The sequence below is a fragment of the Tumebacillus amylolyticus genome, from assembly GCF_016722965.1.
Classification (GTDB): domain Bacteria; phylum Bacillota; class Bacilli; order Tumebacillales; family Tumebacillaceae; genus Tumebacillus; species Tumebacillus amylolyticus.
Genome location: NZ_JAEQNB010000004.1, coordinates 161,399 through 180,092, shown reverse-complemented (window position 1 = coordinate 180,092; position 18,694 = coordinate 161,399). Strand labels below are relative to the sequence as shown.

22 protein-coding genes are annotated in these 18,694 nt (G+C 55.6%); 4 read left to right on the top strand and 18 right to left on the bottom strand.

Features of this window, described 5'->3' with window-relative positions; all coding sequences use genetic code 11:
• Nucleotides 1-15: 15 nt before the first annotated feature.
• The 8 genes from JJB07_RS13735 to JJB07_RS13700 form a co-directional block, all read right to left on the bottom strand.
• Nucleotides 16-1,068, bottom strand: coding sequence for a hypothetical protein (locus tag JJB07_RS13735; RefSeq protein WP_201635955.1), 1,053 nt, complete (start codon nucleotides 1,066-1,068; stop codon nucleotides 16-18).
• Complete coding sequence (locus tag JJB07_RS24410) at nucleotides 1,037-2,851, bottom strand: ATP-binding cassette domain-containing protein (protein WP_201635953.1); 1,815 nt, start codon at nucleotides 2,849-2,851, stop codon at nucleotides 1,037-1,039. The genes JJB07_RS13735 and JJB07_RS24410 overlap by 32 nt, the downstream gene beginning before the upstream one ends.
• A complete protein-coding gene (locus tag JJB07_RS13725) occupies nucleotides 2,841-4,619 on the bottom strand; it encodes an ABC transporter ATP-binding protein (RefSeq protein ID WP_201635951.1) in 1,779 nt (592 codons plus the stop codon). Before JJB07_RS13725 ends, JJB07_RS24410 begins: the two co-directional genes overlap by 11 nt.
• Nucleotides 4,616-5,206, bottom strand: a complete 591-nt coding sequence (locus JJB07_RS13720; RefSeq protein WP_201635949.1) for a flavoprotein — start codon at nucleotides 5,204-5,206, stop codon at nucleotides 4,616-4,618. Before JJB07_RS13720 ends, JJB07_RS13725 begins: the two co-directional genes overlap by 4 nt.
• 26 nt (nucleotides 5,207-5,232) lie before the next feature.
• Nucleotides 5,233-7,065, bottom strand: coding sequence for a S8 family serine peptidase (locus JJB07_RS13715; protein ID WP_201635947.1), 1,833 nt, complete (start codon nucleotides 7,063-7,065; stop codon nucleotides 5,233-5,235).
• Nucleotides 7,066-7,331: 266 nt separating this feature from the next.
• Nucleotides 7,332-7,595, bottom strand: a complete 264-nt coding sequence (locus JJB07_RS13710) for a phosphopantetheine-binding protein (RefSeq protein ID WP_201635945.1) — start codon at nucleotides 7,593-7,595, stop codon at nucleotides 7,332-7,334.
• A complete protein-coding gene (locus JJB07_RS13705) occupies nucleotides 7,592-8,998 on the bottom strand; it encodes a radical SAM/SPASM domain-containing protein (protein WP_201635943.1) in 1,407 nt (468 codons plus the stop codon). The genes JJB07_RS13710 and JJB07_RS13705 overlap by 4 nt, the downstream gene beginning before the upstream one ends.
• Before the next feature lie 260 nt (nucleotides 8,999-9,258).
• A complete protein-coding gene (locus tag JJB07_RS13700) occupies nucleotides 9,259-10,035 on the bottom strand; it encodes a S1C family serine protease (RefSeq protein WP_347338352.1) in 777 nt (258 codons plus the stop codon).
• A 140-nt stretch (nucleotides 10,036-10,175) separates the two neighbouring features.
• Here JJB07_RS13700 and JJB07_RS13695 point away from each other — a divergent pair, with 140 nt between their 5' ends.
• Nucleotides 10,176-10,979, top strand: a complete 804-nt coding sequence (locus tag JJB07_RS13695) for a HoxN/HupN/NixA family nickel/cobalt transporter (protein WP_201635940.1) — start codon at nucleotides 10,176-10,178, stop codon at nucleotides 10,977-10,979.
• A 46-nt stretch (nucleotides 10,980-11,025) separates the two neighbouring features.
• On the opposite strand, the gene JJB07_RS13690 is transcribed toward JJB07_RS13695, so the two are convergent.
• The 7 genes from JJB07_RS13690 to JJB07_RS13660 all read right to left on the bottom strand — a co-directional run bounded on the left by JJB07_RS13690 (nucleotide 11,026) and on the right by JJB07_RS13660 (nucleotide 15,076).
• Nucleotides 11,026-12,534: a leucyl aminopeptidase gene (locus JJB07_RS13690; protein WP_201635938.1), complete on the bottom strand. Its 1,509-nt coding sequence runs from the start codon at nucleotides 12,532-12,534 to the stop codon at nucleotides 11,026-11,028.
• Between the two features lie 111 nt (nucleotides 12,535-12,645).
• Nucleotides 12,646-13,257, bottom strand: coding sequence for a DUF1450 domain-containing protein (locus JJB07_RS13685; RefSeq protein ID WP_201635936.1), 612 nt, complete (start codon nucleotides 13,255-13,257; stop codon nucleotides 12,646-12,648).
• Between the two features lie 68 nt (nucleotides 13,258-13,325).
• Nucleotides 13,326-13,559: a hypothetical protein gene (locus JJB07_RS13680; protein ID WP_201635934.1), complete on the bottom strand. Its 234-nt coding sequence runs from the start codon at nucleotides 13,557-13,559 to the stop codon at nucleotides 13,326-13,328.
• Between the two features lie 99 nt (nucleotides 13,560-13,658).
• On the bottom strand, nucleotides 13,659-13,853 hold the full coding sequence (gene iscX, locus JJB07_RS13675) for a Fe-S cluster assembly protein IscX (RefSeq protein ID WP_201635932.1): 195 nt from the start codon (nucleotides 13,851-13,853) through the stop codon (nucleotides 13,659-13,661).
• A 16-nt stretch (nucleotides 13,854-13,869) separates the two neighbouring features.
• On the bottom strand, nucleotides 13,870-14,112 hold the full coding sequence (locus JJB07_RS13670; protein ID WP_201635930.1) for a hypothetical protein: 243 nt from the start codon (nucleotides 14,110-14,112) through the stop codon (nucleotides 13,870-13,872).
• 60 nt (nucleotides 14,113-14,172) lie between these two features.
• A complete protein-coding gene (locus tag JJB07_RS13665) occupies nucleotides 14,173-14,544 on the bottom strand; it encodes a sirohydrochlorin chelatase (RefSeq protein ID WP_201635928.1) in 372 nt (123 codons plus the stop codon).
• Nucleotides 14,545-14,548: 4 nt separating this feature from the next.
• Nucleotides 14,549-15,076 (bottom strand): NADPH-dependent FMN reductase, encoded by a 528-nt coding sequence (locus JJB07_RS13660; protein ID WP_201635926.1) that lies wholly within the window; start codon nucleotides 15,074-15,076, stop codon nucleotides 14,549-14,551.
• A gap of 118 nt (nucleotides 15,077-15,194) precedes the next feature.
• Between JJB07_RS13660 and JJB07_RS13655 the strand changes: the two genes are divergently transcribed.
• A complete protein-coding gene (locus JJB07_RS13655) occupies nucleotides 15,195-15,359 on the top strand; it encodes a hypothetical protein (RefSeq protein WP_201635924.1) in 165 nt (54 codons plus the stop codon).
• A gap of 86 nt (nucleotides 15,360-15,445) precedes the next feature.
• On the top strand, nucleotides 15,446-15,961 hold the full coding sequence (lepB, locus tag JJB07_RS13650; protein ID WP_201635922.1) for a signal peptidase I: 516 nt from the start codon (nucleotides 15,446-15,448) through the stop codon (nucleotides 15,959-15,961).
• Nucleotides 15,962-15,966: 5 nt separating this feature from the next.
• Here the strand turns inward: lepB and JJB07_RS13645 are convergent, their stop codons facing one another.
• Both JJB07_RS13645 and JJB07_RS13640 read right to left on the bottom strand, forming a co-directional pair.
• Nucleotides 15,967-17,172 carry a helix-turn-helix domain-containing protein gene (locus tag JJB07_RS13645; RefSeq protein WP_201635920.1) on the bottom strand — a complete coding sequence of 402 codons (1,206 nt, stop codon included), beginning with the start codon at nucleotides 17,170-17,172 and terminating at the stop codon, nucleotides 15,967-15,969.
• A gap of 2 nt (nucleotides 17,173-17,174) precedes the next feature.
• A complete protein-coding gene (locus JJB07_RS13640) occupies nucleotides 17,175-17,492 on the bottom strand; it encodes a hypothetical protein (RefSeq protein ID WP_201635918.1) in 318 nt (105 codons plus the stop codon).
• Nucleotides 17,493-17,574: 82 nt separating this feature from the next.
• Between JJB07_RS13640 and JJB07_RS13635 the strand changes: the two genes are divergently transcribed.
• On the top strand, nucleotides 17,575-17,826 hold the full coding sequence (locus JJB07_RS13635; RefSeq protein ID WP_201635916.1) for a DUF1450 domain-containing protein: 252 nt from the start codon (nucleotides 17,575-17,577) through the stop codon (nucleotides 17,824-17,826).
• A 45-nt stretch (nucleotides 17,827-17,871) separates the two neighbouring features.
• Here JJB07_RS13635 and JJB07_RS13630 read toward each other — a convergent pair whose 3' ends face one another.
• Nucleotides 17,872-18,693, bottom strand: coding sequence for a DUF2797 domain-containing protein (locus tag JJB07_RS13630; RefSeq protein ID WP_201635914.1), 822 nt, complete (start codon nucleotides 18,691-18,693; stop codon nucleotides 17,872-17,874).
• Between the last annotated feature and the right edge of the window lies 1 nt (nucleotide 18,694).

Below are 18,694 nucleotides of genomic sequence, written 5' to 3'. Positions count from 1 at the left end.
AAGAAAACACCCCGCTCAGACGAGCGAGGTGTTTTTTTCATGCAAGAGCTCGATCAACTTCCGTGTGAAGCGTTGTTCCAGCGGGAAGATCGTATGCAGCACGTTCGTGAGTTCGTCAAAATTTACGGAAGAATCTGCCGTCTCGGGATAGCGGTCACGGGTCAAGATGTACTTGAACAATCGGTTCCGACAAAGCTCCCAATGCCCCGCCAATTCCTGAAGTTCCCGCCCCAACTGCTCCACGTGACGCGAAGGGTCCAACGCTTCCAAGATCATAAAGTTCTTGCGTTGCACTTGCAAGGGACGGCCCGCCGCAATGAATTGGTGGATAAACGCATCCCCAAGCCCTGTGTACACGTCCCCCACCCGCGGTGCGAATGTCTCGATGCAAGAAAGCCCCGTATGCTTCACCAACAACTCCTGCTCCTCCACCGTCTCTTGCAGGAGGTAGTTGAAATTGTCCACCAGCGCCTGACGCGGCAATTGATAGACAAAGTCGCGATCATTTCGCAAACGGAACGCGCTCGGCTTCAAGGACAGATTCTGCTCCTCAACTCCTTGATACGCGATCTCCAAGTTCTCTCTGGACAGTTCATACGCTTCCATCCTTCCGAACTGTCGGCAGTCCTCGACGAGGAGATAGTTCCGAGTGACGGAGTTGTAGCCATAGATGAAGCTCGGATGTACGGTATGGCGCTTTTGATACTCGATCCCGCCCGGAAAGTGAAAGCGATCGAGGAACACGAGGCAGTAGTAGCCCTGTTTCAACTGTGCTTGGATCGCGTCGTGGATGTCGCGATGCTCGCTCATCTCCACGATCTGAATCTCAAACCAATCGTCCAACTCCAACCGATCAAAGTCGATCTGCATCAGGAAGTATCCCTGTTGATGGTACTCCGCCGGAATCACGGCACCTGGTTTCGGCGTGTGTACGGCATAGGACGTTTTCAACGAACAGACCGCTTTGCGGAAGCTTTCATCCCGTTGAATCAACAGCCCGAGCAGATGATTGTCCAAGCAGTTGACGAAAAAATCATTATAGATGTACGTCGGCAACACGATGCTCATCTTGCACTCCCCCTTGCTCCTCATCCTGTCGATACCATTGGGCCTGCGACGTGAACAACTTCGCGTATTCCCCGCTCTCCCGCAACAGCCCTTGGTGGTTCCCGACTTCTACCAACTTCCCTTGCTTCAAGACCAAGATGCGGTCTGCCAACGTCGCAGAGCCCAAGCGATGCGAGACAAGCAAAGCCGTTTTCCCCTCCGCCAGCTCGGAGAATTGGCGGTACACTTCCACTTCGGCCAACGGGTCCAAGGACGCCGTCGGTTCATCCATCACCAGCAGCGTGGCGGGGCGCAGGTAGGCGCGGGCCATCGCCGTTTTTTGCCATTGGCCGCCTGACAGATCGACCCCGTTGTGATAAGCAGCACCCAACTGCTGGTCATACCCTTGCGGAAGTCGAGAAATGAACTCGGCGGCTCCACTCTGCTCGGCGGCCTGTTCGAGCAGAGGCTGTACGGGCAGAGACGGGAGATGGCCAAATCCGATGTTCTCACGCACGGTGCGGTGGTACTGTGCGAAATCTTGGAACGCCACCGTCACGTGCTCGCGATATTTGGCGAGGGAACAATTGTCCAAGGGAACCCCGTTTACATAGATGCACCCCGCAGTCGGACGACTCAACCCCAGCAAAAGCCGGATCAGCGTTGACTTCCCCGATCCGTTCGCCCCGACGAGCGCGAGACGCTCCCCATGAGAGATCGTGAACGTCACATCTTGCAGCGCATACGAATCTGAATCCGGATACTTGAAGGAAACCCCCTCAAACCGGATGTCAAAGGGAGCTTCCACGTCCTGCAGATCAGACATATCCGGCTGTTCAACGTCCGTGTCTTGCAAAAAGCCAATCGTGGTTTCGACGAGCAATTGCTGGTGTTGCACTTGTCCCACGTTGTACAAGAGCGAACCCATCGAGCCCATGATCGTATTCAAAGCAAAAATGGCCGAGGTGAGTGCGCCGACCGATGTCTGACCGCCCATGACCCATTTCACCATAAAGTACATGGAGATCGTGATCGCAGTGAGGAACAACAGATGTCCCGCGCCGAAGTACGATTGTCGTTTGCGGTCAAAAGCCAAGTCCTTGCGATCGTACGAATCCTTCTGCGCCCACCATTTGCCGAACAGGAACTTCTCGACAGCGGAGGTGCGCAGTTCCTTCAACGACTCTCGGTTGGTCAACAGCTCTGCAAAGTAGGTCGCCCGACGCTCCACCGCCGATTGGTCGAGATGCATGCGGTGCTGCAACTTCGCAAACCGCAAGCGCATCCACAATTCCGGCAGAACGGAAGCAAACACCACGAGCGGAATTCCCCAATAAAAGGACGTCAACACGGCTCCCACGCTCACAATGCGCAGGACCGACAGGATGACTTCCTGCACACACTGCCAGTAGTTGATCATGACGGAGCTGTCCGCCTTCGTCACCGCCGAGACCACGTCTTGGTAGTTCGAGTCTTCCAAGCGATCCATGCGGATGCGTGCAGACTTTTGCATCAACTTCCACGTTAAGTCCTGTTGAGAACGGCGAACCACCGCTTCTCGGAACATCTGGATGAGGATGTTGATCGCGTTTGGCAACACCAACGCACTCAGCAAGTAGCCCACCGAGAGCCAGACAAGCGTTGAACTTGATTGCCCTCGACCGTCGACCAGATCACGCAAGAGCAAGAGGGACACCGCAGCAAGACCTGCTTGCACCAAACCGGACAGTGACATCCAGACAAAAGGAAGGGAGGAAGAAGCAAAAAAGAACTTGAACACCCACACCAACGGCCTACGCTTCACACCATTCACCTTCCTTATACCACTGTGCTTGCAGTTCGTAGAGGCGACAATATTCCCCGCCGCGTGCAATCAGGTCTTCGTGACGGCCCACTTCGACGATGCGACCTCGGTTTAGCACGACGATTTTGTCCACGCCCTTGATCGATCCCAGACGGTGCGAAATGATCACCGTCGTTTTTTGCGCAGACAGTTGGTGGAACAAGTTGAAGATCATCGACTCGTTCTCCGGATCGAGCGCAGACGTCGGCTCATCGAGGATGTACACCGCCGGATTGCGGACGACACAGCGTGCGATCGCCATCCGTTGCCACTCACCGCCCGAGAGGTCCAACGTGCCAAACGAGCGCCCCAGCAACGTTTCGAATCCCTCGGGCATTTTTTGCAAGAGGTCATGCATGTGGAATGCCTCCACGACGTCCTCCAAAGCGCCCCGTTCGGCGGTCGCCGCCAGTTCGATGTTCTCGCGGAACGACAACTCGTAGCGAATCGGCTTTTGGTGGACGAACCCGATCTGTTGCGTACGGAATTCGGCAGACAGCTCTCGAAGCGGCACATGGTCGAGCAGAATCTCTCCGTCTATCGGCTTATACAGACCCGCCAACAAGCAGGCGAGCGTGGTTTTTCCCGCGCCGTTCTCCCCGACGATGCCGATGGTCTCGCCCGGATTGATCTCCAAGTTGATGTCTTGAAGCGTCCACGTCTCGCTTCCGGGATAACGGAACGAGACGTTTTTGACATGCAGAGTTCCTTGAACGTCGAAGAGTTGCTGCTGCGCTTCCGGAACGGCGTCCTCCTGTACTTGCAAGAACTCGATGACATTGCGCACTTTCAAGCGGGTGAGGTTGAAATCCCGCGTCTGCTTCCCCACATTGGAGATCATGTAGCCCAATTGCCCGATGAAGGACACCAGACCGGCAAATGCGGCCGTAGACGTTTGACCCGACCCGACCGACAGCGCAACGATGACAAAAAAGATCGTGACGGTGGCAAATCCTGCGGTCGTAAGGAAGAGATTTTGCAGATGGTGTTTCGTGCGCACGCGCAAGACTTGCTTCGTCAACCGCTCGGACAGGGAGAGCCATGTGTCGAATACATAGCCGGCCAGCCCGAAGAGGCGGACTTCCTTGCCAAAGTTCTTACGGGTTCCGATCTCCGCCAGATGGTTCAACTCCCGCTCTTGAGCCGTTTGCTCTTCGTAGACGCGATGCTCCACTTTGCTCTGGAAAAACATCTGAACCGAATAGAGCACGATGCTAAGCGCAAACACGACACTGAGCCACATGTTCAACGACTGCACATAGACCAAGAACGAGATCAACGAGATAAAAATCGAGCCGACCGAGTGGAACGCACGAATCTGCTCAAACGGCGCCTCTCGATTGGAATAAGCCCGGTAGAGTTGGTCGTGAACTCCGTCGATTTCAAACGATTCTGCCGCCAATCGAGGAACTTTTTGGAGGATCAGTTCTGTACACCGGGTGTTCATGCGGTTCTTCGCATATTGAAACGCGAGGTTGTTTCCCAAGGAACACAGCATCTGCACGACGCTGACCACGGTAATTCCGATGAACGCGAGCGGTACGCCCCCCCAACTCGTGGGAGGAGCGGGGTCTGACAATTGCTCCATAAGCGAAGTGAGCATGAACGCTTGAATCCCCGGCATGAAACCGATCAAGATCGTACACAAAATCAACGCCATACCCGCCAGCGGAGCCGCTCGGAAGATCACCCGATACGAAAACAGCAGAGGGGAAGAGGTCGCGTTCATCCTCTCACCACCTGCTCTTGCGCTCGCAACAAACGCATCAGTTTGATGCCGATCTGCGAAATGTCGATGCCGATGCTCTCCTCTTGACGACCGGTTGAGACGCGATAGCCCTCTTGCACCGGCCCTGCGAGCACATGGTACCCATCCTCCTGCAGTCTCTGGATGTTGCGTTGCATCGCGGGTTTGTTCCACATCTGCAAGTTCATCGACGGAACGAACACCACCGGACAGACGGCGGCGAGAATCGCGCTGGACAGCAGATCGTCGGCGATGCCGTTGGCTGCCTTGCCGATCATGTTCGCGGAGGCGGGCAAGATCAGGAACAGGTCGGCCCATTCAGGCAACGACACATGAGCGGCGGGAAATTCCGGGTCATCCAACTCCGACGTGTACGTGGGATGCCCCGTGAAGGAAGCGATAATCTGCGGGTTCACAAACTCTTGCGCGGTGTCGGTGAGAATCACGCGGATGTCCTGAACTAGATTTTTTTTCAGATAGGCGATCCACAAGTGCAGATTCAAGACCGAGATCGCCCCGCTTGCCCCGATCAACACTTTGATCTCCCGCTTGGATTCCATTGCGTTCATTGTCTTCTCCTCCAAATATCCGCGAGCTACGAATAAAACTCCAAGATCTGCTGGTAGAGCATCTCCAACTCCTCATCGTCGTTCATGAGAAAAGCTTTGAGCCCGAGTTCGGCTTGCAACGTATCTTTGAATTGAGTCAGCTCCCCGTCATCGCCACGGTTCATCTTGACACCCGCCCACGGAATGAACTGTTTGCGCAACGGGAAGACACCGAGCCCGATGACCTTGCCCGTCCCCAAGTTCTCCAACACCTGCACCGCTCGGCGGATGTAGGCGATGTCATCTTCGACGTTGCAACAGAGCACGAACGCATCCGGCTGCGTGCCGAGCAGGAAGTCGATCGCCGGATACGTGAAACGACGGAGGTTACCCGTGTCGTAGGGCACCGTACCGGACTGCGACCCGACGAGGATGATGTCGGGATCGTTGTCCTCGATGCGCCACATCATTTCATTGAGCACCGTCACCGCTTGGTACGCCATCACATCGACGGTGGAATTGTACCCCATCGGATACACTTCATCGAATCCGTACAGAAGCGCCGAGGGCTCCGTCCCCAATTGCCCGACTCCATACCCGTCGCGCAAGAAGCGGCGGCGCAAGTTCAACTGCAACGTAAATTTCCCCTGTTGCGAAGAGGTGCCGAAAATCCCCAGAACCGGCTTGCCGATTTTTCTCAACTTCCCAAATCGATTCGCGGGAACTTCGTCGGTCGTCACTTCGGGGTAAAAAACGTGCAAACCGCGCGCCCGCGCTGTCTGCACGAGCTCTTCATACCGGCTGAGCCCGTCGTAGCAGTAGAGGTTCTTGCGGTACTCGATGCATTGATTCAAAACCAACTCCACGAACTCGACGCCCACTTTCTCCGACAACAGCTCCACATGTCCGAGGATGAACGTGTCCCACTCCCCGTTCCAATCGAGCAGGTCGAAGTTCTGAATCACGAGATCATCGGGCACTTCCTGGCGCAAGACCTTGGAGATCGGCTGCCCCACCTGCCCGGAATATTTGGTGTCATAGACCCCCGGTAACTCGAACTGCAAGAGGTCTTGGAAACGGGCGACGCTGTGCATTTCCTTGTTAAAGGGGAAAATCACCGCACGCTCCATCGGAAACTTTCGCGCCCCTGTCTTCACTTCTCGACCGAGAAAGACCTTGAGCGATTGGGGTTTCAGAGTCGCAAGAATCTCCTCGCGATCTGTCAGGCCCGCTTCCCGCAGTTTTGCAACCGATGCCGAAGCATAGGCCGCCGCAAAACTCGCTCCCCCACGGAAGATATAGGTCGGCTGCACCCATGCCAACCGTTGACTTGTTCCCTTCGCTCGCAAATTGACCATGGAGTCCTCGACGAACTCGAACTCGTGGTCTCCCTTGCAAATCTGACTGGCATCTACACCGATCACCTCGGGAAAAGCCGCCGGGTACGAAACCGCACCGTCGTTGTCAAACGCCGACACGATCAGCACACCCTTGGCCGTCAACGCCTCGCACAGCCCGCGCAGCCGCTTGATTTCGCTGTCCTGCACCACGCCTAAGCTGAGATGGAGGATGTGACAGTCGATGTTGTCGAGTACGTATTGGAGCGCATACAAGAGATGTTCCAAATTGGCGGACAACTGCTCTTGAAACACTTTCACAGCGACAATCTCTGCGTCCGGCACCAAGCGTTTGAGAATTCCGGTGACCGCTGTACCATGCCCCAGCGTATCGACGATGTCCTCACTTACTCGATAGCCATCCTCCGCTTCCACCACCGAAACGCCCGTAAACGAATGGGCCGCCAAATCGGGATGGTGAACGTTCACTCCACTGTCAACGACCGCAATGCGAATGCCGGCACCTCGATTTTCTTTCCACATGTCCATCACCCTGTTCTCAGTCTCCAAATTTGGGAAAAGGAGCCGCATACCAGCGCGGCTCCTTTTCAGTCAACTTCTTAGCACCAGCAGTTGTTGCAGTTTTCGTTGTCGTACGCTTGCACGTTTGCAACAACAACCGCTTGCGGTTTTTTCAGAGATTTTTTCATGCAGGACACCTCCTGTCATATGTACTTCTGCGTATCAGCTCACAAGGAGTATATAAGATCAGCGAAAATTCGCTGTACGCATACGCGTAAGGGAGATCCTCAATTCTGTTGATCGTGAAGTTGATTGACAATCTCTGTTGTATGGTCAAGGGAAGCGAAGATCTGCATGTTCAGCAGCTCATCCGGAATCGTAATCCCGAACGCTCGCTCCAATTCCAACACCGCATTGATAAACGTGACGGAATCAAACTGTTCCGGCAGGTCCAACTCGTTCTCCAAGTCGGTTTCAATGCCAAGGTCCTGCAGAACGTTTTCAACACGCTCTCGAACCGTGAGCACTGCAGAGTCATTGACTTGTGTCATGAGGGAACACCGTCCTCCAAAAGTTTCAGTTCTTCCACGCCGTTGCGTACCGATGCTGCGATCAACTGCATGTAGTCCTTGAAGTAGACTTTCATCGGCGGACACGGCGCGGCGCCTGTTTTGATCTTCATCAGCGGACACGAGGCCCCCTGGCAACTCGGGCGGAAGAAGCATTTCTGACAACCGGTGTCGGTGCTCTCATGCCCTGTGACCCAGAGGGCCATTTTATCTTCATCGAGATGCATCGTGCCTTTTTCCGTAATCATCCCAACATGGTTGATTTCGTCGTTGAAGGCGATGGTGCATTTGTAGATGATCCCGTCGGAGCCGATGATATAGTGGTTGCGCTGACCGGCGTAGCAGACCGATTCTTTGGACTGCATCAGCTTGCGGTAGAACGAGAAGTCGATCCCTTTGTCTGCCGCATCCAACATCGCGCCGATCATGTCGTTATGCTCACAGAGTTTCTCAGGCGAGATGACATCGCCGCCCCAGTTTCCGACCGGTTGCCAGTGTGTCATGAAGCGCGGGTCGTGGGAGAACTCTTCGGCGAGGAAATCGCTGTACGGGCCGATGACTTTCAGCACTTCTTGGTTGATGTTGCCGCGCACGATGATCTTGAACGTTCGGTTCGGGATCTGATCCCGGACGTTGCGCAAGTTGGTGACGATGCGTTGGAACGTGGAAGCACCGTCCAACCGAACGCGGGTGCAGTTGTGCGTCTCTTCGATGCCGTCGAGCGTGATCTGGAAGTTCAGCACGTTGTAGGAGAGCAGTTTCTTCATGACATTGACGGTCAGGTTGTACCCGTTCGTCGTCATGCTCGACCAATACATGACTTTGTGCTGTTTGCACAATTCCATGATGCGCTCCGACAATCGCTCGATGATCGGCATCGCCGTCAGCGGTTCCCCGCCGAACCACGCGATATGGAGTTTCTTGTACTTATGTAAGTTCTTCTCCAAGTACTTGATGACGCCGTCCTGTACCCAAGGCTTCATGAAGTTCTTGGCGAAAGATTCGTAGCAATAGGTGCAACGGAAGTTGCAGTCCTCATTGGGCAGCAAGATCAGCGAGAGTTCATCTGTGGAAGCGATCGTCTCGTGGTGAAGCATCTCAGCCCGGCGGAACTCGTCAACCGATTTCTTGACGAGGAAGCCTCGAGTGACCAACTCTTGGAAAGCCGGATGATCTTGCAACGCTTCACCCGGTTTGCGAAGGAGGTCTGCCACGATTCCCTTCTGCTCTTCGGCAACACGAATGAATTTGTTGGAGTAGGTGTTCAGCAAAAGCATGTCACCGTTTTTGTCATTGGTGCGGATGTTAAAGCGGGAGGCTTTGTAACCGCTTTCAATGACAGCGTCTTCAAACTTGCTGACATCAAGCTTTAAAGGTTCCGGCATTGCATTCCCTCTTTTCGCTGTGCTTGGATTTTTAGTGGACCGCCGAGCGGGTTAATCACGAATTATTTTTGTTATGTTTTCAATATACAGTGGTAACAAGACTTAGTCAATAATAATTTTAACGACAAATTTCACCAAGTAAAATATGGTATTTACATATGTATATTCTAATGTGTAACAATCAATGCAAACTCAATCAATGACAGGTCGCAAAAAACCTGCCGTCTCCCTCGGCAGGTTTTTTTACGTGCGCTTCCTCTTCAACTCTTTCGATTCTTCCTCGCTGTTCCAAGCAGGCTGGCGAGTTGTTGCTTGAGCACCGCTGCCGGAATCGCGAATCCGATCCCTTGCGACGAAGCGCTGACCGCCGTGTTCATCCCGATCACCTGACCCCGCATGTTGATCAGCGGCCCGCCGGAGTTGCCCCGGTTGATGGCGGCGTCTGTTTGAATCAAATGCGGGTATTGCCGGTCCCCGATCACCACAGGGCGTTCGGTCGCCGAGACGATGCCGACGGTGACGGAATGGTCCAAGCCAAGCGGGCAGCCGATCGCGACCACCCATTCGCCGACGCGCAGATTGTTCGAGGAGCCAAATTGCAGAACGCGAACGTTTTTCGGCGGTTTGACTTTCAAGACCGCCAGATCCATCTCGAAATTGCTTCCCACCACTTCGGCGGGAACTCCTTCGTCGGAGTCGTAGAAGCGTACAAAGATTTGATCGGCTTCGTGGATGACGTGTTCGTTGGTGAAGATATACCCCCGCGCGTCAAAGAAAAAACCAGTTCCGATGTTCATCGTGTTCTTGCTGGTGCTTTCGCGTTCCGTATCTTGGAAAAAGTTCCACGGGTCGCGGCGGCGCGGGGTGGCTTTTTCACGCTTCACCACTTCGATGTTCACAACTGCATCCCGGTAGCGCTCAAAAATGTCGGCGATGTTCCCGGCAGCGAGATCCGGGGTGCGGCGCGTTTTGGCCGCCGTGTACTTGACTGTTTTGGTTGACGTTACGCGAGCTTGCGGTTTGGCTTTTTTCTTCACGGCCCCTCACCTCGTACCACCATCCTATGAGTACGCCCTCTCTCCCTGTGAGCCTATTGTAGACAGAGGAGGCAAAAAGGGCGGTCGTCTCGCATAGACATGTCATGACAAGCAGTGTCACTTTTCGGAGGTGAATCCCTTTGGACTTACTCGTCAGCATCCCGGCGGCGATCGGACTTGGCGCTTTGCATTTTCTGGAACCGGGGCACGGCAAGGGCGTCCTGACCGCGTATCTCGTCTCCTCCCGCGCCCGTCCGCGCGACGCCGTCTTGCTCGGCGTCACCAACGCGCTCGCGCACACCGTCTCCATTCTGTTCCTCGCCCTCGTCGCGACGACCGCTTTGCAATACCTCTTGCCCCAGCAGATTGAAGCCTGGCTGGGACTTCTGTCCGGCGCTGTCATCACGCTGATTGGCGGGCGCATGGTTCTGCAAATGCTCTTCCCGCCTGTGGTAACGCTCGGGCGGCTGAACGAGCGGGAGAGAACGTATGTCTGTTCACACGGGCATGTGCATGTCGTCGATCGAGCCGGGCGAGATCATTCGCACGGGCATCACCACCATCCTCACGATGAACTGCCGATGTTCGACTCAACTGCCACCTCCACAAAGCCCCGTCAAGAAAATTCGGTGCGGCGGCTGTTCACCGTCGGGGTGTTGACGGGCCTGATTCCCTGCCCGACTTCGTTGGTGATGCTTCTGACGGCGGTCTCTGCAGGCCAGGTGTCGCTCGGCATCGGGATGGTGCTCGCCTTTTCGTTTGGCGGTGCGCTTTCGCTGTCTCTGCTCGGTCTTCTCCTGCTCAAAGCGGAGAGCAAAGCCCGCTTGCTCGAACGCCGCGGCATCTCCAATCTCATGGCGCAAGTGTCGTCTCTCGTCATCGTCGTGCTGGGCATTTTGGTTACATACGAGTCGTTGTTCAAACTCGGACTTTTTCAGGATTGAAAAAAAGCCTCGGACACGCATGCGTGTCCGAGGCTCTTTTTGATGATTACTCTTGCTCTTGCAGGAAAGCGAGTTCCACAAGCGAACGGACGCCGAAGCCCGTTGCACCGCGCGGGTTGAGATCTTGGCCGCCTTCGATGTCGCGGGCAACGCCTGCGATGTCGAGATGCACCCACGGGGTGTTTTCCACGAATTCACGAAGGATCATCGCAGCGACGATGGAACCGCCGTCGCGCGTGCCGGTGTTTTTCATATCCGCCACGTTGGATTTGTAGTTGTTGCCGTACTCCTCCACCAGCGGCAATTCCCAAGCGCGTTCGCCCGAGCGATGGAATGCTTCCTTGACGACTGCGGCAAAGTCGCCGTCATTGGTGAACAGGCCCGCTACCGTTCGGCCGAGCGCGACGGAGATTGCGCCCGTCAGCGTCGCGATGTCGACGAGTTTGGTCGCGCCGTTGCGCAGAGCGTAGGTGATTGCATCGGCGAGGACGACGCGGCCCTCTGCGTCGGTGTTGACGATTTCCATCGACTTGCCGTTCAGCGTGACGATGACGTCGCCCGGTTTGATCGCCGTGCCGGAGACCATGTTTTCAGCCGCCGGGATGACCGCCATGATGTTCGCTTTCGGTTTGAGTTGGGCAATGGCTTGCATCGCACCGAGAACGGCACCTGCACCGCCCATGTCGGTTTTCATGTTCTCCATGCCTACCGCCGGCTTCAAGGAGTAGCCGCCGGTGTCGAAAGTGATGCCTTTGCCGACGAGGGCGAGGGTTTCTTCGGAATCCGGGTTGCCGTGGTAGTTGAGGACGATCAGGCGGGACTCTTCCGGCGAGCCTTGGCCGATGGCGAGGATCGCGTTGGCGCCGAGGTCTTGGAGTTCTTGGTCACCCAAGACGGTGAGGCCGAGGCCGTGGCGGGTTGCGAGTTCGGTCGCAGCGTCTGCGAGTTGGGTCGGGGTGAGTTGGTTGGACGGGCGGTTGATCAGCTCACGAGCGAAGTTGGTGGATTCTGCGATGATGCGGCCGCGTTCGAGGCCGTCATGGATGGCTTGGTATTTGGCGGCATCCGGTTCGACGACGAGTACGTCGGTGAGGGTGGACGGGGTTTGGTTGAGTTTTTGCGTGGTCACTTGGTAGAGGCCCAGCAGGGTTCCTTCTACCAGAGCTTGAGCGGCAAGGTTTACGTCGAGGTTGCTGTTGCCTGCGCCGTGGACGAGGGTTGCTACGGTGACCGCTTTGTGGTCGCGAGCGGCGCGTGCGGTGACAGCAGCGGCTTGGCGGGCACGGGTGTGGGTGAATTCGGCTGCTTCGCCGAGGCCGATGAGGAAGATGCGCTTGGCTTGAATTTTGCCAAACGGGTAGAGGACTTTGAGTTCCTTGAAGCGGCCGGTGAAGTCTCCGGTTTCGATCAGGGCGCTGATTTGACCGCCCAACGCTTTGTCGACAGCTTCGGTTTCACCGCTGGGTTGGGTGCCTTCGAACAGGCTTACGATCAAAACGTCTGCGGCGACGTCGGCGATGTTTTGAATTTGAATATTAAAGTTGTTTACCGTCATATAAAAAAACCTCCTTGGGGATTAGAAGAAAAGCTATATATCTTAGTATGCAAGCCCATTTTAGCAAAAGACCGACCCGTTGAAGGGTCGGTTGTGATACAGATTACAAAATTAGTCCAGTTTCGGCAACTCATCCGCCTTGGTCTCCGGCTCAGCCGCAGCTTTCGGAGCTTCTTCAGCCTTCGGTGCTTCTTCAGCTTTCGGAGCTTCTTCAGCCTTCGGAGCTGCTTCAGCCTTCGGTGCTGCTTCAGCCTTCGGTGCTACTTCAGCCTTCGGTGCTGCTTCAGCCTTCGGAGCCTCTTCAGCTTTCGGAGCTGCTTCAGCTTTCGGTGCTTCTTCAGCCTTCGGAGCTACTTCAGCCTTCGGAGCTACTTCAGCCTTCGGAGCTGCTTCAGCTTTCGGAGCTGCTTCAGCTTTCGGAGCCGGTGCCGGTTTCGGCGGGGCAGGCGGTGCGGGCGGGATGTCAACGAGCTGCTGTCCCGTCAAGAACTGCATGCCGTTGTCGATTTTGAAGTACAGATCCTTCGCATCCTTCGCGTTCACGATCGAACCGTTGCGCAACACAAACGGAACGTCCTTGCACAGGGAGCACAGATCCTTGGACGGGCAGTCCTTGATATCTACTTTCTCTTCCGGATATTTCGACACCAGGGCGTCGTATACTTTTTGCGTATGTAACTCAAGGTTTCGCTTGCAGAATACCCACTTGATAGACGAAGGCACGTACGGACAACTCCTTTTTTAATCAATACCACCTATTCTACATCTTCCCGCCCAAAAATTCCATATCGTCAAATATACTCACTTTGCGCGATCATGTACATCTGCTCTCCGCAAGTCCCGCAATACAGCAAATGCGTACACCGCCCGCCGTTCTCCTGCTTGACTTGCGGCGTCAATTCATAGGGCGAATACGGCCCTTCATAATCCGTAACCATCCCGCCGTCCACCATCTGCCCCCCACACTCTCTGCAGGCAGCATGAACGTCCTTCAACCCGTTGCACAGCGGACATACCAACTCCATACGCGCACTCCTCCTCAAACAGGATCTTCTCCCCCTAGAATACCCTGCCAGACAAGGAAAAAACGCCTGCCCTCAAAAACGGCAGACGTTTCTCTGTGCTTACGATACCAAGTCGTACCACGCCATCTGGATCTCCTCGAGAATCTTCTCATTGGAATCCTCAGCGTCTCCTTCGAAACCTTCCAACGCCAGCACCCACTTGCGCAGCGTCGTAAACTTCATCGACAACACATCGGTTTCCGGATGCGCTTCATTCAGCGCTTCGGCGATGTCCTGTGCATCTTCCCAATTCATTCTGTCCACCTCCTGCTCAGCAATCGTCGCTCGACGTTCCGAACGCGGTCTTGTAATATGTACACGCCACTTTCCCCGTCTCACTGCTTCGCCACAACCCGAACACCCACTCGCCCTGATAGAGCGCAAACGTCCGCGTGAACTTCGCGCTGCAAGACGGACAGGCGGCGTCCTGGTTGCCTCGCTCGCCTTCCAACGGTTCCGGTGTGACAGCGTGGCCGCAAGAAGGGCAGTCAAACGCCAAATAAGCTTCCTCCATGACGCCGGACACCTCTTTCCATTCCTCAACTACCACTCATTCTACCAGAAACCTTGGAGTTCATTCATGATCCAGCTCACAAATTTGCTCCCAGATCATCTCTCGCAACTGCTCATGCCCCCCGAGCGGTTTCCCCATGAAAAACTCCACAGCGGGATACGCCGCACGAGCTTCTTCAACAAACGCAGGCAGATCTTCCGAAACATGACCCCCGGGCAACAAGAAAAAAGGGATCACCACCACACGCTCAGCACCCTGGCGTACGCATGTGGCGATCCCTTCCGGAATGCTCGGGCTCGTCCCTTCCAAAAAAGCCGGCTCGACGATCACGTCGCCGCGCCGTCCCCGTACCAACTGCACCATCTCGTACAAATCACGATTCGCCGCCGGCACCGGGCTTCCATGCGCGATCAGAAGGAGAGCTTCGCGCATCCGTTTAGCCGCGCAGAGCTTTCGTCAGCGCGACAACATCGGTACCGACTTTTTCAAAGCGCTCTTGCATCTTCGGGTTCTCGAAGGTGCCGTCTGCGTTGAAATTGTCCGCATAGCTCATCGAGCCGGTGTGCGGGATGACGTAGCCGTGCAGGGAACGCAAGATCGTCGCCAATTGCACCAGCGTGTTGGTCGCAATCGCGCCGCCTGCAGACGCTACGAGACCGACCGGCTTGCCGTTGAATTGGTTGTAGCCGACGAAATCGAGGGCGTTTTTCAGAGCGCCGGACGGACCGTTGTGGTATTCCGGGGAACCGATCAGGAAGCCGTCTGCTTCATCCATCAACTGGATGAACGCCAAGGTGTTTTCATCGCGCTCCGCCGACGGATCGTAGATCGGGAGCGGACGCTCACGCAAGTTCCACACGAGTACTTCCGCACCTGCCTTACGTGCTGCTTCTGCTGCAACGTTCAGGCCTTTTGCCGTTTTGGACTCAGGATTCAGAGAGCCTACAAGGGCTACAAGTTTCATTTAACATATACCTCCCATTACAAAAACTACCACTTAATATACGATATCGTATAAAACGCCGTCAACTACAAATTGGACATACTGACCAAGATAGACCACAGGCAGGAGGTGAACCTCAATGCGCAAAACCCTCACATTCGCCCTCTCCCTTCTCATCGCGGGCACCTTCCTCACCGCTTGCGGCGGCAACAATGACCCGCAGCGCAACCCGCAAAACACAGGCTCCGGCGGCGGTGCCTCAGGAGGCGGTGGAACAGGAAGCGGACAAGGCGGCGGCAAATGACAATCTTGGCAAAGGAATCCTCTCGATACGGCGCGAATAGAACAGATATAAATTCGCGTTTTAGTAAAAGGGGGTTCCTTTACTTGATGTTCACAAGAATCAGACAAAAATGGGCGCGCGACCTCCTCAACGGAGCGTGCATCGTCCTCGTCGCGTTCCTGTTGAACCTGGTGATTCGCGACCACGTCTTCGCGTTGACCAAGATCCAAGGAACCTCGATGATGCCGACTCTGCATGACGATTCCCGCGTCTACCTCAACCGACTCGCCTACGAGTTTTCCGGCCCGAAGCACGGTGATGTCGTAATTTTCCCTGCGCCTCACGATTCGCACGACTACGTCAAACGGGTGATCGGTTTGCCGGGCGACGTCATCGAGATGCGCGAGGGACGGCTGTATGTCAACGGCGACCCGCAGACCGAACCCTACATCGACACCGTCACCGAAGATTTCGCTCCGGTCACCGTCGCTCCCCGCCATGTGTTCGTCATGGGCGACAACCGACATCCACTCGCCTCGCTTGACAGCCGTGACAAACGGGTCGGGATGATCGACATCTCCACGCTCAGAGGGCGCGTTGACTATGTACTCTATCAACCGTAAAAAGCCTACGGGAGTATCCGTAGGCTTTTTTTCATCCACCCCATGCGTTTCGTGAACAGCTCTTGCGAACGAGTCAAACATTCGCTGGCACGCCTGTAATGGCCCAACCGCTTCTCAATCGCGGACAGAAGTTGGTACGCTGTGACCAGTTCTCCTTCGCGCCGCGCCTCCGTCAACAAGTGAACCGCCCGTTCCGCGCACTCGCGCGCACGAAACAGACGTCCTGCTTGCATCCACGCCTCCGCCTGCCCGTGCAACACTTCGGCCTGCAGCACCGGATGGCGCTCCCGCTCCGCCAAGTCTCGGCACTCTTCCAACCATTGGAGGGCCTCATGCAACCGACCGCTCTCGGCAAGAAGTACAGCGCGCTGCAGACGCATTCGTACCGCTTGCGATTTCAACCAGCCCTTTTCATAGAGTGACTGGGCGCGTTCCAACTGCAACTCCGCCTCCCGAAACTTTCCCAGTTGAGCGTATGTCTTGCCGAGTCCCGCCGCGATCTCCGCTTCCAAACGGAGCTGTACCGATTGCGACACGTCCAGAGCAGTCGCTCTCTGGCTCGCCTCCAACCAGACTTGTACCGCCTGCTCCTGCCGGTCCAGTCCCGCGAGAGCCCGTGCCAAGGCAATGCAAAGTTGAGGCAAGCGTTCCGGTGGAGAGAGACGTTCCGGGTGTTGCACAGTTTCTCGATACGCGAATTCCAAACGATGGTGAGCCACCGTCCACAATTGCGCCTCCAGCGCCGTTTCCCCGATGCGAATGTGCAGATGAAGCACATCCTCTCTGCGGTCTTCGGCGATGGCGATGGTCAGCGCCGCATCCAAGTGCAGCAGCGCGGCAAGGTATTGTTCCAACCAGTGGTGACAAGTGGCGATCTGGAGATGCAAGTCATATGGATTCCACGCGGGGTTTGAGACGGGCAGGCAGTCTTCGAGCAAGGGGAGGGCTTGCGCATAGTGGTGAAGTGTGAAAAACGCCTGTGCCCGTTTGTAACGGGCCAGACGTTCTTGGTCGTCCTGCAAGACCGGGAGCAAGTGATCCGGGTCGGCACCCAGCCGCAACGCGAGGTGACGGAGCAACTCGTGAGACGGATGCGTGCGGCCCGATTCAATTTGACTGATCATGCTCTTGTGTACCAGGCCGTCTGCCAATTCGCGTTGCGAGAGGCCGGCCTGTTGCCGCAGCGCACGCAGTCGGGCTCCCAGCGTCACGATTAGAGGATGATGTGCGGCGTGTGGCCGGCACCAGGCAGGTCCATGAACGCAGTCATGATCAGTACCGACAGACGCAACGCATCCTCACGAGACGTCAGGTGGAATTTCTCCTGCACCTCTTCTGCGGTCACGCCTTGTTGAAACAGCGCAGTGCCTTCGTACGGCGTAGACAGAACGACGAGCTTCGAGCCCATCGCCATGCCGAGCAAGTATTGCGGAGGAAGCGGCAACACGGCAAATTCAACGGTTCCCTTCTCGTCTTGGAAGGAAAAATGGGACAATTCAACATAGCCGAGCGATTTTTTATCATGGCTCATCTACAACAACTCCCTTGCTTCGTTCTTCTTATTCTTGGTACACTAAGGGACAAATCATCCCCGAACGAGAGGAGACTCCCCCTTGGGCATCGTAATCGTCGAAGTCTGTGACGTGAACCCGGCCTCCGCCCTCGAGCTTGAACTCTTGGAGGAGGACTTCCCCGGAACGAGCGTCATCCGCACTTCCTGCCTCAGCAACTGCACGATGTGCGCCACCACGCCGTTCGCTTATGTCAACGGCGAATTGCTGGTCCACGAGGAGCGCGAAACCCTCTGGACGCTGATCAAAGCTCAGGTGGAGCAAGAGCTGCAGGCTTGGGAAACAGATATCTAAGACAAAGCCCGGCCGTGTGTAGCGGCCCGGGCTTTTTTTTTACGATTACGCGGTTTGTTCGACGGGGGCTTGGGTGGTCACTTCGATTTTGTATCCGGTGTGTTTCTTGATGTTGAGCACGCCGCAGTCGAAGATGAGGTATTGGCCCTTGATCCCGATCAGTTTGCCCTCAATGGTCAGTTCCTTATCGAAGGACATCGACTTGATTTTGTCCAAGCTCTCCAAGATCGGATACGTGAACTCAAACAATTGATCCACGTCGAACAGGTATTGCTGGAATTCCGCCGGTACGATCGCCTTGATCTCTTCACGAACGGCAAAGAGGTCCGCCTCTTCGTAGACGCCCTTGAGCATCTTGCGCCAGTCGGTTTTGTCCGCGATGTGCTCGGCGATGGCCATCTCCAATTCCCCCGCCATCTTGCGGGTCGGAAGCTCGGCGATCGGAATCGCACGGATCGCGCCTTGGTCCACCCAGCGCGTGAGCTCGCGGTTCTTGCGGGTCAGGCCGACTTTGACGTTCGAGGAGAGCGCGAGGTAGACGTAGTGCGGAATCATGCAGTGCGTTTTCGCAAACTCTTCGTCGCGGCAGGTGCCTTTGTCAAAATGGCATTCGTGCGGCTTCATGATGCACAGGTCGCATTCGGCGAGCGTCGTGACGCACGGGTAGCAATAGCCGCCGCCGTAGAGCTTGCCTTTGACCTTGCGCCCGCAGGAACAGCACTGTTTTTCTTCCAAAAAAGTCAGGGAAAGCTGTGTTCCTATCAATTCATTCAACGGTACGCTCTCTTCGCCCACCGCCAAAAAATATTCCACTGTCGTCTGCGGTTTGTGTCGCAGTTCGCTTAGAAAACCTTGGTAAACGGTCATC

Bases quoted from the DNA above. Each gene is read 5' to 3' on its own strand.
- JJB07_RS13735 (WP_201635955.1), bottom strand. From the start codon at position 1,068: ATGAGCATCGTGTTGCCGACGTACATCTATAATGATTTTTTCGTCAAC.
- JJB07_RS13725 (WP_201635951.1), bottom strand. From the start codon at position 4,619: ATGAACGCGACCTCTTCCCCTCTGCTGTTTTCGTATCGGGTGATCTTC.
- JJB07_RS13720 (WP_201635949.1), bottom strand. From the start codon at position 5,206: ATGAACGCAATGGAATCCAAGCGGGAGATCAAAGTGTTGATCGGGGCA.
- JJB07_RS13715 (WP_201635947.1), bottom strand. From the start codon at position 7,065: ATGTGGAAAGAAAATCGAGGTGCCGGCATTCGCATTGCGGTCGTTGAC.
- JJB07_RS13710 (WP_201635945.1), bottom strand. From the start codon at position 7,595: ATGACACAAGTCAATGACTCTGCAGTGCTCACGGTTCGAGAGCGTGTT.
- JJB07_RS13705 (WP_201635943.1), bottom strand. From the start codon at position 8,998: ATGCCGGAACCTTTAAAGCTTGATGTCAGCAAGTTTGAAGACGCTGTC.
- JJB07_RS13690 (WP_201635938.1), bottom strand. From the start codon at position 12,534: ATGACGGTAAACAACTTTAATATTCAAATTCAAAACATCGCCGACGTC.
- JJB07_RS13680 (WP_201635934.1), bottom strand. From the start codon at position 13,559: ATGGAGTTGGTATGTCCGCTGTGCAACGGGTTGAAGGACGTTCATGCT.
- iscX (WP_201635932.1), bottom strand. From the start codon at position 13,853: ATGAATTGGGAAGATGCACAGGACATCGCCGAAGCGCTGAATGAAGCG.
- JJB07_RS13670 (WP_201635930.1), bottom strand. From the start codon at position 14,112: ATGGAGGAAGCTTATTTGGCGTTTGACTGCCCTTCTTGCGGCCACGCT.
- JJB07_RS13665 (WP_201635928.1), bottom strand. From the start codon at position 14,544: ATGCGCGAAGCTCTCCTTCTGATCGCGCATGGAAGCCCGGTGCCGGCG.
- JJB07_RS13660 (WP_201635926.1), bottom strand. From the start codon at position 15,076: ATGAAACTTGTAGCCCTTGTAGGCTCTCTGAATCCTGAGTCCAAAACG.
- JJB07_RS13655 (WP_201635924.1), top strand. From the start codon at position 15,195: ATGCGCAAAACCCTCACATTCGCCCTCTCCCTTCTCATCGCGGGCACC.
- lepB (WP_201635922.1), top strand. From the start codon at position 15,446: ATGTTCACAAGAATCAGACAAAAATGGGCGCGCGACCTCCTCAACGGA.
- JJB07_RS13640 (WP_201635918.1), bottom strand. From the start codon at position 17,492: ATGAGCCATGATAAAAAATCGCTCGGCTATGTTGAATTGTCCCATTTT.
- JJB07_RS13630 (WP_201635914.1), bottom strand. From the start codon at position 18,693: ATGACCGTTTACCAAGGTTTTCTAAGCGAACTGCGACACAAACCGCAG.